Here is a 15,079-nt window from a genome sequence, read left to right on the forward strand (position 1 = left end):
TTTTCGTTTGGACTGGGTTCGTGAACAGTCCTTGTTCCTTAACACCTTTGTATCAAATAATTACGAACAATAAAAACGGAAAAAAATGACTGATTTAAGTAGTACATCAAGAAACAAAATTAATATGCCGCTTGTTGGATTCGGCACGTATCAACTATCAACCGAAGAGGCGGAATTCAGTGTGGTAGAAGCTTTAAGGGCCGGGTACAGGCATATAGACTCGGCCGAAGGCTACAACAATGAAAAAGGAACCGGCAATGCCATTAAAAAGTCTGGTATTGCAAGGAAAGAGATTTTTTTGACAACCAAGCTTTTCCCTGGAAACACACAATGGGGCGTTCAAGAAAAAACGTACGATTCCACCATTGCCACCCTGAAAAACCAGTTAAAGGAACTCCAGGTTGCCTATGTTGACCTTTATCTCATCCACGCCCCGCTTGCGTCATTGCGATTAGAACAATGGAGAGCCTTGATTGAATTGAAAAAACAGGGGCTTACCAGGCATATTGGGGTCTCCAACTATAATGAAGAGGTCATCAATGAGATTTTGGAAGCAGGTCTGGAAAAACCGGAAATCAATCAAATTGAATTCCATCCCCTTTGTACGCAGCCCGAATTGACCCAGTATCTAAATGAACATTCCATTGCCTCCACAGCGTACAGTTCGCTGGCTCCACTTTCCACCTGGAGAACGGCCGAAGGACAGGGAGGTGAGGTATTGGCTGAAAAAAAACAGGATGCACAATCCATCATAAAGGATGTTGCAAATGAATTGAACATCTCTGAGGCCAAACTCCTACTAAGGTGGGGATTGCAAAACGGATACAGCATACTTACTAGAAGTACGAAACCGGAGCATATCAAAGAAAACATAGACCTTTTTGATTTTGCCATCCCAAACGGTCAAATGCAGAAATTGAACGATTTGAACCAAAACCAGGCCTTTGCTTGGGCAGCCAATGGCCTAAATCCTATGGAAGCAGTTCCTGCTTTGAAATAGATGGGATACCCGAACAAAAGTTGAACCAAAAATTACTAACACTAAAGAATCATAAGATGATAACAACAGGAATAACATTTGCTCCAAACACAAAAGAAATAGATAGCTCTTCAAATTCAATGGTTGCCAAATATCTCAAGAACAATCCTTTGGGCATAGGTTTCCTGTTGAACGACAAAAGAAAAAATAAAATAAAAAGCGAAGGCAATCATTTTGGAAACGTGCCTTTTACGAACGAAACAATATACAGAGATGGCATCCCATCGGACTTCGTTTCAAGATGGGATTAACAAAAACAATAAAACAGTAACAAGATGAAAAACATGAAGAAAATAAGCCGCAGGGAAATTTTAAAAAAAGGGACCTTGGGTGCAACGGGCGTTGCAGCAGCAACATTACTTGGGAGCAACACCCTGACAGCACAGGAAGAAAATGGGAAAGCGTTAAGCTCCCAAGTAACAGTAAAGACTGCCTTTATCACGGGGGGCGCGAGGGGAATAGGTCTCGCTGCCGCCGAAGAACTTGCCAAGTCGGGAATCAACATTGTCCTTTTTGACATTGCCACAGAGGACATTCCCCATGTAGGCTATAAACTGTCCTCAGAAAGTGATTTGGCGTACGCAAAGAAAAAAATAGAATCCCTGAACGTGAAATGTTTGGCCATCAAGGGTGATGTTAGAAACATTGATGACCTAAAGGGCGCGATGCAAAAAACGGTCGACACATTCGGAAGTTTGGACATACTTGTAGCGAACGCTGGGGTAACCCAGGTAGGAGATATTGAAGAATTCGGCCCACAAGAGATAGATGTCGTCTACGATATAAATGTCGCTGGCATAATCAAGAGCACTCAGGCTGCCGCCCACTTCATGAAAAAGCAAAAATCCGGAAGAATGGTATTCTTATCTTCGGCACTGGGCCGAATGGGAAATAAACTTTTCCCTATCTATGCTTCTACCAAATGGGCGATTATCGGTTTTGCCAAAAGTGCTGCCCTTACCTATGGCAAGGACAATATTATGTGCAATGTGGTTGCCCCAGGATTGGTTCGCACCGAGTTGGCCGATAATCCCTATGTATTGGGGAAAATGATGCCCAACAATCCAAATGCAACCTTTGACAGTGTTTCCGAAACTTTGAAGACAGGTAATCCCATACCCGTTGGCCATCTGGAGCCCGAAGACGTTGCCAAGGCAATTGCCATTTTCGCTTCGGACGCTACAAACAAGGTTACTGGGGAGGTGTTTGATGTAAGTTACGGGTCATTGGCGAGAAGTATAGCATAGCCAATCAAGAACGTAGAACAAAAGCGATTCGTTTACCTAAAGTACGAATCGCTTTTTTCTTGAAAAATTGATACTCTGATTATCATTTGCCTTTAACATGGGTTGTGGGACAAATATTTAAGAAACCGTCCCTACTTAAAATAGTATCATCAAAGCAGCATTAAGGGAATCTTTGCTCCTTATCTATAAAATCTCATTAACGCGCCGTTTTAAGGATACCTTGCTTGATTATATTAAAACCCATCAGATATAAAATATACACTTTTCAACAAACTTACATCCGCAAAAAATGTATCTTAGTGAGACACTGTTGCTATTTATTTGAACCCACTAAAATCGGTCAGATGCCATTGTTTATGGACTTTCATAAGTTGGATTCGGATGCCATTACCGAAGAAGATATGTACAAGGCACATCTAAGGGATATCGCAATTCAAAACAAACATGGTCTGGTCTACAAAAAGTATTATCTCAACCTAAATCATAAGACCGCCTTTTGTCTAATGGAGGGACCCAATAAAAAGGCCTGTATCGAGAGCCACAAGGAGGCCCACGGGGTCGGGGCATGTAACATCATAGAAGTATCCCCTGAGCATGAGTTCATTCCGTATATGGGCAAGGGCGATCAAAATGAAAAGGATTTGGCATTAACCTTATCGGGAGAGGTCGATAGCGGTTTTCGTACCATCCTTTTAGTTGACTTTTTGGCCTTAACAAAACCCAGTGATAACATTACAACCGAGATTAGAGACACAATTGAGCAAAAAAAGGGAAATCTCGTAAAGATACCGAACAAGAAGGTGATGGCTTCTTTTATCAATGCTTCGGATGCTGTAAAGTGTTCTATGGAGATAGCGCTATACTTTGAAGCTTTAGGGGGTAATGTCCCCTTTAGCATCGCCCTGGCCACTGGGCAACCTGTTGATGAGCACAGCACTGACCTGTTTGAAGAAACCAAGAAGAAGGTTAGGGTAATGTCAAGGTTAGGTTTTGAATTGGGCATATGCATGGATTCAAATACGGAGCTTTCGGCCATAAAGACCAATGACAGTTCTCAATTGGACACCGCTGGAATTACGACTATCGATCACGCCACATACGCTGAGATGCAAAAATTGGATGCAGTGTTGATGAAAAACCTAAATGATTCCTCTTTTAACGCCGATGCTCTCAGTAAACAGCTTGGGCTGAGCAAGACCCAAGCGTATCGAAAAATATCGGCTTTATTCGGTATTCCTCCTAAAAGGTTGCTGTCCGAATTGCGCTTGTTGGACGCAGCCAAAGCCTTGACAATAAGTGGCAAGACGGTTTCGGAAGTTGCCTATGATTCCGGTTTCAATAGTCCAACCTATTTTACAAGGGTATTCCGTAATAGATTTGATATACTTCCCTCCAAGATGAACAAGTCCGGTTTTGGCCAATGATGAAGTTTGCCCATTGACTTGTGTCTAATTTGTATCAGGTTTTGGAACAAAATTGACAACCAAAGTTTTCTCAGGCCTTTAGTTTTACGCTATGGAATACGTATAACTAATACATCAAAAAATGAAATTGAGAGAAAACAAAAAAAACACCTTGATACTTACGGTCATTTTTATGCTAACTTCTTTATCGGAACAGCAACTGATAGCTCAAAATGTAGTTTTACAAACAGATGAAGTACAAGGCAAAACCCACATCTCTAAGGACGCCTTTCCAAAAGGAAACATTATCAATATGGTGCATGGTTGGGGCGGAATGACGGTCGCTATCAATGAACCCAAGGCAGGTACCGATTTCACGCCTATACTACAGGGTCTAAAAGATGATTTATGTCAAGTGCCCCATTGGGGATATTTGGAAAAAGGCAAATTACGAGTTATCGATGCCCATAAAAATACCCATCGTATTGTAGCGGGGGAAGTTTTTTACATGCCGCCAGGGCACACACTCATCGTGGATGAAGATGCACGAATTATCGACTTTAGCCCCGAAAAGGAAATGAAGGAGCTTAATACCTTTGTTGAAAACAAAATAGCTGAAATGCAAAAAGAAAAATAAAATGGCGACGGATATGGAAATCGAAAAACTCCGGGCCGAATTGCAGGGGAGGGTTATTCTCCCCGAAGATTCGGAATACGATGAGGCACGCACCCTCTACAATGCCATGATCGACAAGCGACCAGCCCTCTTCGTCAAATGCAAAGACAAGTATGACGTGTCAAAAGCCATTCTTTATGCTAAAAAAAACACGCTGGAAATATCGGTCAAAGCTGGAGGGCATAATGGTGCCGGTCTCGCCCTAGTCGATAACGGTTTGGTAATCGACCTTTCCGAAATGAAGGCAATAACTATCGATCCAGATAAGAGAATTGCCGCAATAGAACCGGGAAATACCTTAGGTGAGGTGGACAAGGCCACTCACGAGTACGGTCTTGCCATACCCGTCGGGGTAAACGGAAATACGGGAATTTCCGGCCTAACACTTGGTGGTGGATTGGGTTTTTTGACCCGAAAGGCAGGCTTAACGATTGACCATTTGATAGCCGCCGAGGTCGTATTGGCCTCAGGTGAAATCGTGACCGCAAATGAAAATGATCATTCCGACTTGTTTTGGGCTCTGCGTGGCGGAGGCGGCAACTTCGGCGTGGTGGTCTCCTTTACTTTTAATTTGATTCCGATTAAAAATGTGTACGCCGGGCCAATGCTCTGGCCCATCGAAAAAGCCAAGGATGTGATGCAATTTTTCGATACCCATACCAAGGATGCTCCCTATGACCTTTATGGTTTTTTTGCCTTTTTAAAGGTCCCTGATGCCGATCCGTTTCCGGAGCACCTCCGTAGAACAAATGTTTGTGGGATAGTTTGGTGCTATACGGGTAGCGTAGATAAGATCGAAAAAGTTTTCGACCCAATTCGAAAATTTGGATCGCCCATACTCGATTTTGTAAGTGAAATGCCCCTACCGACCCTAAATAGTCTTTTTGATTGGCTTTATCCACCAGGACTGAACTGGTACTGGAAAGGGCATTATGTGAATGAACTGACCGACAGCTGTATAGCCACGAATATCGAATACGGCATCGATCTACCAACGCCAAGGTCTACAATGCACTTGTATCCGGTGGACGGAAAAGCCCATGAAATCGGACAACAAGATACCGCTTGGGCGCATCGTGACATTCGATGGGTACAAGTCATAATAGGAGTATCTGAAGACCCAAAGAAAAATGACCTGATTGCTGATTGGTCGAAGCGCTATTATGAAGCCATGATCCCGCATAGTAGTGGGGGCGGATATGTAAACTTTACCATGCAAGATGATGAAGCCCGAGTTAAAGAAAGCTATGGGGTGAATTTCGAGAGGCTAAGCGAAATAAAGAAGAAATATGATTCCGAAAACTTCTTCCATTTGAACCAAAATATTAAACCCGCCATTTCTTAGAAAAGAAATTATTTACCGCCTATATCAGTACAAGACTATTGAAATGTTAAGTTCAATTATGTCTTACAAACCGAACAATTCTTGGGAATTTGATTATTTAAGGATTTAGTCCGATTAACCTGCCTTTTAAAGAAACTGATCATAGTCATATCTAATCCATTTCCATACTCCTACTTTAGTGCAATAATGAATGATTCTTTATCGAGAAAAGCAACAAACATGAAAAAGATTTCCACATTGATGGTATGTTTTATTGCACTTTTAAATTGCAGTGAAGGAACTGGCTATGACAAAGAAATCAAGGAGCATGTCCTTTTTGTAAAAAAAAGCAATAAGCCAGCAAAGGAATACATTTTGGATTTGTTTGATATATATGACTTGGTCATTCTGTGTGAAAGATATCATTCCGAAAACACCCAATACAAACTAATAATGGATGTTGTTTCGGATTCAAGATTTATTGAAAATGTCGGAAATATTTTCTTTGAAACTGCAATGAGAAGCATTAATCCTGAGCTTAAAGACCTTGTCCGTTCAGAAAATTTGTCGAAAAATGAGTTACAAAAGAAATTATGGGCTATTCAAAGAAATTCGGACTACTATCCGCTCTGGGAGCCTTACAACCTCTATCATCAGAATAAAGCAGTCTACAAGATAAACCAGTCTTTATCGGAGGACGAAAAAATAAATATTTATGCCACGGATATCGCCATAAAACAGGATTCCGTAACAGCGGAACAGTTAATGGACTTTTGGAACGGAGACGCTGACAATAGGGACAGATTAATGGCGGAATTTATTATCGACAAGTTTGAAAAAATAAAAAGCTCTGGTGATAAAAGGAAAAAAGCTCTTGTGATAATGAATTATCGCCATGCCTACAACAGGAATTTTCAAGAGTCCAATGGCAATATAATTTATAATGTTGGAGCATTTCTGTTTGATAAATACCCCAAAACAACGGCAAATGTTTTGATTAATTCAATAATTATGCAAAATGGCAAATGGGATGCCGCATTTGAAGTAGCAAAAAAGGATGATTTGGGATTCGATTTTAAAAATTCACCCTTCGGAAAAGACCAATTTGATATGTGGTCGTTCACGAAGCATGAAAATAATTATCAAGACATTTTTACTGGATTCGCATATTACAAAAGCCCTAAAGAATTTGAGTTAATAGACGGGGTAGACGGACTTATCGATTCATCGTTTATGAAAACTTATAAAAACAGGGTTAAAAAATGGCAACAGCTTGGTGAAGACAGTTATCCATTGAATGATGATGAAATTTACAAGATGTACGGGACTAAAAATATACGTCCACTTGATGAAATTGATTCTATTTCGACTTTAATCAATAGATGGATAAAAAAATAAAAACAAGTGCTAACGAAGGTGGTATTGTACGGCCCTATGATTTTCAAGTTACTGATTAAGTAAAGCCTTTTGAGGGCTTTTTTCTTACCATAATAGATATGCTAGGCCTGTTTTAGTTGCTTTTTGAAGCCTTTAAATAGACAACCAGGAATAATTACTCTCATAAGAATCTTTTTCGGTTGTACTAAAGACTCTTTAAAAGGAACGCTTTTTAGGAAGGACTTGCAACCAAAATGTTGACAATTTATGACCTCAAACAAGTGCTTTCAGACAAAATCCTTTGAAACCAAAAAATCGTAAAATACTGTAAATCAATTAATCTTGATATTTAAAGACCTTCTTGAAATTTAATAAACAGCCTTGGCAAGAATCACTTCGGCAAAGCTCAGTATGAACTTCGGTTCAAAAGCTGCGCTTTTACATACTTCGTATGTTTTGCGCCGCTACTTTGTAGCCCCGGCAAGAATCACTTCGGCAAAGCTCAGTATGAACTTCGGTTCAAAAGCTGCGCTTTTACATACTTCGTATGTTTTGCGCCGCTACTTTGTAGCCCCGGCAAGAATCACTTCGACGAAGCTCAGTATGAACTTCGGTTCAAAAGCTGCGCTTTTACATACTTCGTATGTTTTGCGCCGCTACTTTGTAGCCCCGGCAAGAATCGAACTTGCATCTAAAGTTTAGGAAACTTCTATTCTATCCATTGAACTACGGGGCCATAATTTTGAAGTGCAAACTTATGAATACTTTTCTATAAGCTTTCGACTAATTTCGGGATATTTTTTTAGGTTTAATATGTACTTCCTACTCTTCATTTTTTTGATGTGTTTCTCAATTTTATCGGCAAGCGAAGAAGTTTCGACTTCCAAGGTATAGAAATATCCCCATGGCTTCCGCAACCTAGTAATGCCTGTATTTAGTTCTACAGAGTTATGGAATTTCAATCTCTTTTTTAAATTGGATGTTCTTCCGATGTAATAGCTATCGTCTTTTAATGATTGGATGACATAGACATAGTGTGCCATGGTAATTTGTATACTATTAAAACTCCCCAAAGAACCAGAATCCACAGTGGCCAAGGAAACTTCCCCCGATAGCTATCGGGGCTATCCCTTGAACTATAGGGCTTTACTAAATCGGTACGCAGGCAAGCTTCTATTCGATCCATTGAACCCTCCTTCGGCGGACGGGCTGCTGGGCCAATTTATCAAGAGAGCAAAAGTAAAATTTTTTTTGGGAGTGTTGAAAAACGGCAGCAACTTATTTTGATATCGATTTTGAGCTATTCCAATGGATAAAAGAATATTCCTATCATTTCTTTCCCCAACAAAATCATATCTTGTACTGTGGTAAAACCAGAAGTATGAAGAACAAAACCAACCCAAGAAGAAACTTTATCAAAAAAAGTTCAATGGCCTTAATGGCCGGTGGGATATTGCCCCATTTCAGTGCCAAGAGTTACGCCCGCATTTTGGGGGCCAACGAAAGGATTCTTGCCTCGGTAATGGGTGTAAATAGTCGTGGTAATGCCCTTGCCCAAAATTTTGCGGGTCAGGATAACTGTGAGGTAATCCATATTTGCGATGTGGATCAAAGGGCCATAACAAAATGTATCGATGCTCTTAAAGCGCGACAGACCCTTAAGGCAAAAGGTTTTGGGGATTTTAGAAAATCCCTGGAGGACAAGGATGTCGATGCCCTGGTCATTGCCGCTCCGGACCATTGGCATGCCCCGGCCTCGCTATTGGCTATGCAGGCTGGCAAGCATGTTTATGTTGAGAAACCCTGTAGTCATAATCCCAATGAGGGTGAAATCCTGGCCCAAGCCGCCCAAAAATATGGAAAGGTCATACAAATGGGCAACCAGCGTCGTTCATGGCCTAATGTCGTGGAAGGCATAAATGCCTTGAAAGCTGGGGCAATTGGTCGGGTATATTTCGGTAAAGGCTGGTATTCCAACAACAGGCCCTCGATAGGAATAGGCAAGGAAACGGAAGTGCCAGAGTGGTTGGATTGGGAGCTTTGGCAGGGCCCGGCACCAAGAAGGAATTTCAAGGACAACCTTATCCATTACAATTGGCACTGGCATTGGCATTGGGGTACTGGGGAAGCGTTGAATAATGGTACCCATATGATCGATCTATTACGCTGGGGCATGGAGGTAGATTATCCCTCAAAAGTAAGTTCCAATGGGGGACGCTACCGGTATAAGGACGATTGGGAAACACCGGATACCCAAATTATAAACCTGGATTTCGACAATGGTATGACCATGTCCTGGGAAGGTCGAAGCTGTAATGGGAAAAATATAGAGGGAAGTTCCGTTGGGGTACTGTTCTACGGAGAAAATGGCAGTATGCTAATTCCCGGAGGTGACAGTTATACAATTTTCGACCTTGAAGGCAAGGTCGTAAAAGAGGTGAAGAACACCATGAAAATCGATGCACGGAACAAAATGAATCCCGCAGAAAAATTGGATGCCCTCCATATTCAGAATATGTTCGAGGCCATAAAAAGTGGAACGGCATTGAACTCGGATATCGATTCGGGCCATAAGAGTACCTTGCTCGTACAGTTAGGGAACATTGCCCAACGTGTCGGGCGATCATTGGAAATTGATTCGAAAAATGGCCATATCCTGAATGATACCGACGCCCAGAAACTATGGGGCCGTTCTTACGAATCGGGATGGGAAATGAAGCTTTAGGCCCTTAAAAATAGGTTATGACCACGCGAAGATCTTTTTTAAACAAAACCGGGAAAGGCGCACTCTTATCTGCAGCTACAATGACCACCCCCCTAGGATTGGTTTCACAATGGACGAACCCTTCCAAACCATTCATCATTGGCATTATAGGTGCCGAAAACTCACATACCGCAGGCTTTGGAAAGTTATTCAATACGGATAAGGCCTTCCCTGGAATGGAAGTAAAATATGTTTGGGGGGAAACCGAGGAATTCGCCAAAACAGCCATGGAAAAAGGCAATATTCCCAAGATGGTCAAAGATCCCAATGAAATGCTCGGAAAGATAGATGCCCTTATCGTCGACCATCGACATGGAAAATTTCATCTGGAGCCGGCCATTCCTTTTATAAAGGCAGGAATTCCCGCCTTTATCGACAAGCCTTTTTGTTATCGTGCCGAAAAGGGAGTGGAATTTTTGAAAATGGCCCGTAAATATGGTACACCGGTTACCTCCTTTAGTTCCATTGCCCACAGTTACGAGACTTTTGATATCATGGAACAAGTACAACATATGGGGAGTCTCAACCAAGTGGTCCGCTATGGGCCCGTAGATCTGGAATCCGAGTATGGGGGCATATTTTTCTACGGGGCACACATTGTCCAGCCCCTGTTGTATATGTTCGGGAATACAGTGAAAAAAGTACAGGTTCAAAAAAATGGGAAAAACAGTAGTGCCAGTCTTGTTTTTGAGGATGGGATGTTGGCCAGCTTGATTTTCACCACAAAAAAATACGGATGGCGCACCTTTGTTGAAACCGATGATGGCATACTGGAATTAAAAGCAAGGGTAGAAGAAAAAAAGCCTGCTAAAAACTATGTGGATATGGTTCGCATGTTCAGAACAGGTGAAGAACCCAGGAGCCATGAGAGCATAATTCATTGTGTGGCCGTGCTGGAAGCCCTTGAAAAATCTGTAGCAACCGGAAAATGGGAGGATGTGGCCCATTGGGAGTAACAAAAAAATAGTAACATGAAGTTTTTGACCTTATGTATCATCTTTATACTGGCACCCATGGTTCCCTTTGAATCCTCCGGTACAATTACGCTCCAAAGCATTGGTTATTGGGACGAAAATCCGGTTTCGATTTCCTTGGAAAATGGAAGGATCACCGCATTAAAGCCACTGGGGCCGGAAACGGATAGACCCCCCTTGTATATAGCTCCAGGTTTGATCGATATACAGATCAACGGGTATGTCGGGGTCGATTTTTCCGGACCGGACCTAACCGTGGAAGGAGTTGTAAAAGCGACCAAAGCATTATGGAAGGCCGGGGTTACCACCTATTTTCCGACCATTATCACGAGTGATCTGGATCGGATTAAAAAAAACTTCGCCATTTTGGCGGAAGCCCGTAAAAATCCTGAGATAGGGCAATCCATTCCCGGATTTCATTTGGAAGGACCCTATATTTCCCCTTTGGCCGGTTTTCGTGGAGCCCATTTGGAAAAATACATCAAAAAGCCAGATTGGAAGGAATTTCAAGAAATCCAAAAAGCGGCGGAAAATGGCATAAAGCTGATTACCGTTGCCCCGGAAATCGATGGTGCGATTCCTTTTATTCGTAAATGTGTGGAGAGCGGTATTATTGTTTCCTTGGGACACCACAATGGCTCAGCGGAAGAAATACAGCGTGCGGTCGATGCAGGTGCCACCATGGGCACTCATTTGGGAAATGGATGTGCCAATGAAATCAACCGTCACCATAACCCCATTTGGCCGCAATTGTCCAATGATGCCATTACAATCAGTATAATCGCCGATGGCTTTCATTTGACCAAGGAGGAAGTACGTACCTTTTATAAGGCCAAAGGTGTTGAAAATACCATTCTGGTTTCCGATGCCCTGGATTTGGCCGGTCTACCTCCCGGTGAGTATATCCGGGGGGAAAGAAAATTAGTACTTACCCCGAATGTCGTGAAACTTCCCAAGGAAAATGTGTTGGCAGGTGCCGCCTCCCCTATCAGTAAATGTGTGGGCGTGGTAATGGAGTATACCGGATGTTCCTTAAAAAATGCGGTTCAGATGGCAAGTACCAATCCGGCAAGGTTATTTTCCTTGGATGGACTAGGGGAAATTGAAGTAGGCAAACAAGCGGATCTTATCCTTTTTTCCTTAAAGGACAATCAAATGGTCGTTGAGCAAACCTATGTTGGAGGGAAATTGGTATACGACCAGGACTAGTCCATGAAAAACAAACCTTTTTATAGAAAATTGCTCTTGGCCTTGGCCGCCGTTGGTCCCGGCCTATTTCTTATTGGGTACAATATTGGCACCGGTAGCGTAACTACCATGGCAAAAACTGGGGCCGAACACGGTATGGGGCTGTTCTGGGCCTTGGTGCTGTCCTGTATTTTTACGTACATCCTTATGGTGGCCTATGGCAAGGTGACCTTGGTCAGTGGCAAGACCGCCCTATTCAATTTCAAGACGCAGTTCCGATGGGGATGGATCCTATCACTATATATTATCATTGCGCTTATCATCGGGGAATTATTGGCCTTAATGGGTGTTATGGGTATTGTGGCAGACTTGGTCCAGGAAGGTATTCGCCTCGCTTTTGATGGACTGGTCATTAAGACTTTTTGGATCATTCTCTTTTTTAGCATCATCCTGTATTTTTTGCTTTGGTATGGTCGATATCGGACGTTCGAAAAAGTATTGACGGTATTGGTAATCGTAATGGGACTTTCATTTATCGTAGTTTTTTTCATGGTAAAACCTGATTTTTCTGTATTGGCGGAAGGTATTGTCCCCAATATTCCAAATACGCCCGGGGCGCTTGGGTTAATTGCCGCCATCACCGGCACTACCTGTTCCGCCGCCGTGTTCATTATGAGAAGTACCGTTGTGGCCGAAAAGGGTTGGGGTATCAACGATTTAAAAATGGAAAAACGCGACGCCCTTGTATCCGCCGCTATGATGCTTTTATTGAGTGGTGTGATTATGGCCGTAGCTGCGGGCACATTACACGTATCCGGGCTCAAATTGGAGAATACTATAGAAATGATCGATTTGTTTGAGCCAATCGGTGGTAAATTGGCCGCTTTTATACTTATCATCGGCATTACCGGGGCAGGGCTTTCTACTATATTTCCCATAGTGTTGATCGCTCCCTGGCTGGTAGCCGATTATACGGGAAAACCCAGAAACATACACTCGGCGCAGTCCAGATGGCTTATTTTTGGGGCTATGCTCTTTGCCTTTGGTACCGTTTTCCTGGAAGAAAGACCACCTGCGTTAATGATTTTCTCACAGGCCTTTCAGGCTTGCATCCTTCCCGCAGTAGCCATTCCTATTTTTGTATTGATCAATAAAAAAGGTTTGATGCATGACCATAGAGCCAGCAAAAAATTAAATTTTGGAATCCTCCTGGTAATTCTGTTCTCCTTGATTACCACATGGTTTGCCATCGTTGAATTTCTATAACTCTTCAAAATGACAAAATCGTTCACAATTGACAAACTGCAGGTTGCCGTTTATGGTGACCCTACCGAAATGGGAGAGGCGGCAGCCGATTTCGTAAAAAGCAAATTGGACGAAGCCATACGACAAAGAGACGAGGCAAACCTTATTCTCGCTACCGGGGCCTCTCAGTTTTCCTTTTTAAAGGCCCTACAAGGGAAAGTGATCGATTGGAAAAGAATTGCCGTTTTTCATTTGGACGAATACAAGGGTATTTCGGATCAACATCCAGCCAGTTTCCGGAAGTATTTGAGAGAACGCATCCTGGATGCCGTATCCCCAAAAAAAATCTTTTTTTTGAATGGCGATGCCCCATATCTGGAAAAGGAGATGGACGATTATACGGAAGCTTTGAAACAACACCCTATAGATATCGCCTGTATCGGGATTGGTGAAAACGGTCACATAGCCTTCAACGATCCACCTGTTGCCGACTTCAACGACCCCAAATGGGTTAAACTGGTCTCTTTGGATGAAGACTGTAGAAAACAGCAATTGGGAGAAGGATGGTTCCCTACCCTAGACGATGTTCCCAAACAGGCCCTTACCCTTACCATTCCGGCAATTATGCGTTGTAAGGCCATTAGTTGTGTGGTACCGGACGAACGAAAGGCAACTGCAGTCCATAGTACATTGCATGGGGAAATCGGTACAGAATGCCCGGCTACCATTCTAAGAACACATTCGGATACCCGACTGTTTTTGGATACCAACTCTGCTTCAAAAATAGTCCCCTAAACGGTCTTCAAATAATCAATGCTTCGTTTCAGGGCTGTTTTAGGATCCTGGACCAAATCCTGTTCCACGAAAAAGTGTTTGGCCCCATTTTCTTTGGCGGTTTTAATAATCCCATTGATATCCATTTCACCGTCACCAACATTGGTCATCAAAGGAAAGAGCTCCATCCATTGCTGCATATCAGAACCATCCCCGGAAAAATGGGTCAGCGGTTTCATATCCTTAATGTGTAACAAATGGTAACGTCCGGAATATTTTTTGAGATATTCCATAGGGTTGGCCCTACCGGCGATGGTCCAGAAAATATCCATTTCCAAAAATACCAAATCCGGGTCGGTAGCCTCCATCATCACTTGGAAGGGTATTTGACCACCAACTTCATTTAATCCATAGCCGTGATTGTGGTAAGCGAATTTAAGTCCTAGCTTTTTCGCGTTTTCACCTATGGTATTGAAGGTATCGGCCATTTTCTTATAATCGTCCATGGACTTTCTACGGTCATCGGGAATGGCGGGAAGCGTGATGTATTCAAATCCCAAAACCTCTTTAGCCTTTCCAAAAGCCTCGATGTGGTTTTCAAGGGTATCCAAATCCGTATGCATCGAGGGAATGTTCATGTCATGGTCTTTGAGCAATCCCCTTACTTCTTGCTCCGAAAGTCCAAAATACCCACTCCCCGAAAAACCCAAGAATGCCTCTGCCGCTTTCCAGCCAGCTTTTGCACTTTCAGAACTATAAGGATAAGGCCCAAAGAGTTCCAACTCCGTATAGCCCATTTTGGAGAGCATTTGAATACCTCCCTTGAAATCCTTTTCCAACAAGGCGGGCAATGAGAACAATTGTATTCCTATTTTATCCATAGTATCCATAATCGGTTTTGTAAATGAATGGGCTATCAGTTGCTCCATCCCTAGGGCACCAGCGGCCGATAAAAGACCAAATTGTTTAATGAAGTCGTTTCTTTTCATGATTCTTATCCTACTACTAATTCCTCATAAATATATCAAATAATAAAAGATTTACCCAAAACCGACTTGGGTACCAAAT

14 protein-coding genes and 1 tRNA gene are annotated in these 15,079 nt (G+C 42.5%); 12 read left to right on the forward strand and 3 right to left on the reverse strand.

Annotation, left to right across the window (positions count from 1 at the left end):
• Positions 1–85: 85 nt before the first annotated feature.
• The 7 genes from ACO06Y_RS03280 to ACO06Y_RS03310 all read left to right on the forward strand — a co-directional run bounded on the left by ACO06Y_RS03280 (position 86) and on the right by ACO06Y_RS03310 (position 7,087).
• Positions 86–1,000 carry an aldo/keto reductase family protein gene (locus ACO06Y_RS03280; RefSeq protein WP_422082400.1) on the forward strand — a complete coding sequence of 305 codons (915 nt, stop codon included), beginning with the start codon at positions 86–88 and terminating at the stop codon, positions 998–1,000.
• Positions 1,001–1,056: 56 nt separating this feature from the next.
• Positions 1,057–1,290, forward strand: a complete 234-nt coding sequence (locus tag ACO06Y_RS03285) for a hypothetical protein (protein WP_422082401.1) — start codon at positions 1,057–1,059, stop codon at positions 1,288–1,290.
• Between the two features lie 24 nt (positions 1,291–1,314).
• Positions 1,315–2,286, forward strand: coding sequence for an SDR family NAD(P)-dependent oxidoreductase (locus tag ACO06Y_RS03290; RefSeq protein ID WP_422082402.1), 972 nt, complete (start codon positions 1,315–1,317; stop codon positions 2,284–2,286).
• Between the two features lie 344 nt (positions 2,287–2,630).
• The gene (locus tag ACO06Y_RS03295) at positions 2,631–3,710 is read left to right on the forward strand and encodes a nickel-binding protein (RefSeq protein WP_422082403.1); all 1,080 of its coding nucleotides are present in this window, start codon (positions 2,631–2,633) and stop codon (positions 3,708–3,710) included.
• Between the two features lie 121 nt (positions 3,711–3,831).
• Positions 3,832–4,326 (forward strand): hypothetical protein, encoded by a 495-nt coding sequence (locus ACO06Y_RS03300; RefSeq protein WP_422082404.1) that lies wholly within the window; start codon positions 3,832–3,834, stop codon positions 4,324–4,326.
• 1 nt (position 4,327) lies between these two features.
• Positions 4,328–5,710, forward strand: a complete 1,383-nt coding sequence (locus ACO06Y_RS03305; RefSeq protein WP_422082405.1) for an FAD-binding oxidoreductase — start codon at positions 4,328–4,330, stop codon at positions 5,708–5,710.
• A 219-nt stretch (positions 5,711–5,929) separates the two neighbouring features.
• Positions 5,930–7,087 (forward strand): hypothetical protein, encoded by a 1,158-nt coding sequence (locus ACO06Y_RS03310; protein WP_422082406.1) that lies wholly within the window; start codon positions 5,930–5,932, stop codon positions 7,085–7,087.
• A gap of 643 nt (positions 7,088–7,730) precedes the next feature.
• On the opposite strand, the gene ACO06Y_RS03315 is transcribed toward ACO06Y_RS03310, so the two are convergent.
• Positions 7,731–7,802 (reverse strand) — tRNA-Arg (locus tag ACO06Y_RS03315).
• 19 nt (positions 7,803–7,821) lie between these two features.
• Positions 7,822–8,109, reverse strand: coding sequence for a GIY-YIG nuclease family protein (locus ACO06Y_RS03320; RefSeq protein WP_422082407.1), 288 nt, complete (start codon positions 8,107–8,109; stop codon positions 7,822–7,824).
• Positions 8,110–8,447: 338 nt separating this feature from the next.
• Here ACO06Y_RS03320 and ACO06Y_RS03325 point away from each other — a divergent pair, with 338 nt between their 5' ends.
• From ACO06Y_RS03325 to ACO06Y_RS03345, 5 genes are read left to right on the forward strand one after another with little or no spacing between them, the layout of a single operon-like run.
• A complete protein-coding gene (locus ACO06Y_RS03325; RefSeq protein WP_422082408.1) occupies positions 8,448–9,791 on the forward strand; it encodes a Gfo/Idh/MocA family protein in 1,344 nt (447 codons plus the stop codon).
• Between the two features lie 17 nt (positions 9,792–9,808).
• Positions 9,809–10,786, forward strand: coding sequence for a Gfo/Idh/MocA family protein (locus tag ACO06Y_RS03330; protein WP_422082409.1), 978 nt, complete (start codon positions 9,809–9,811; stop codon positions 10,784–10,786).
• Between the two features lie 15 nt (positions 10,787–10,801).
• On the forward strand, positions 10,802–12,013 hold the full coding sequence (nagA, locus tag ACO06Y_RS03335; RefSeq protein WP_422082410.1) for an N-acetylglucosamine-6-phosphate deacetylase: 1,212 nt from the start codon (positions 10,802–10,804) through the stop codon (positions 12,011–12,013).
• 3 nt (positions 12,014–12,016) lie between these two features.
• A complete protein-coding gene (locus ACO06Y_RS03340; RefSeq protein ID WP_422082411.1) occupies positions 12,017–13,258 on the forward strand; it encodes an Nramp family divalent metal transporter in 1,242 nt (413 codons plus the stop codon).
• A gap of 9 nt (positions 13,259–13,267) precedes the next feature.
• Entirely contained in the window at positions 13,268–14,032 is a 765-nt protein-coding gene (locus ACO06Y_RS03345) for a glucosamine-6-phosphate deaminase (RefSeq protein WP_422082412.1), read from the forward strand.
• On the opposite strand, the gene ACO06Y_RS03350 is transcribed toward ACO06Y_RS03345, so the two are convergent.
• The gene (locus tag ACO06Y_RS03350; RefSeq protein WP_422082413.1) at positions 14,029–15,000 is read right to left on the reverse strand and encodes a sugar phosphate isomerase/epimerase family protein; all 972 of its coding nucleotides are present in this window, start codon (positions 14,998–15,000) and stop codon (positions 14,029–14,031) included. The two genes, ACO06Y_RS03345 and ACO06Y_RS03350, sit on opposite strands and share 4 nt — an antisense overlap.
• Between the last annotated feature and the right edge of the window lie 79 nt (positions 15,001–15,079).

It is taken from the genome of Ulvibacterium sp., assembly GCF_965228935.1.
Classification (GTDB): domain Bacteria; phylum Bacteroidota; class Bacteroidia; order Flavobacteriales; family Flavobacteriaceae; genus Ulvibacterium.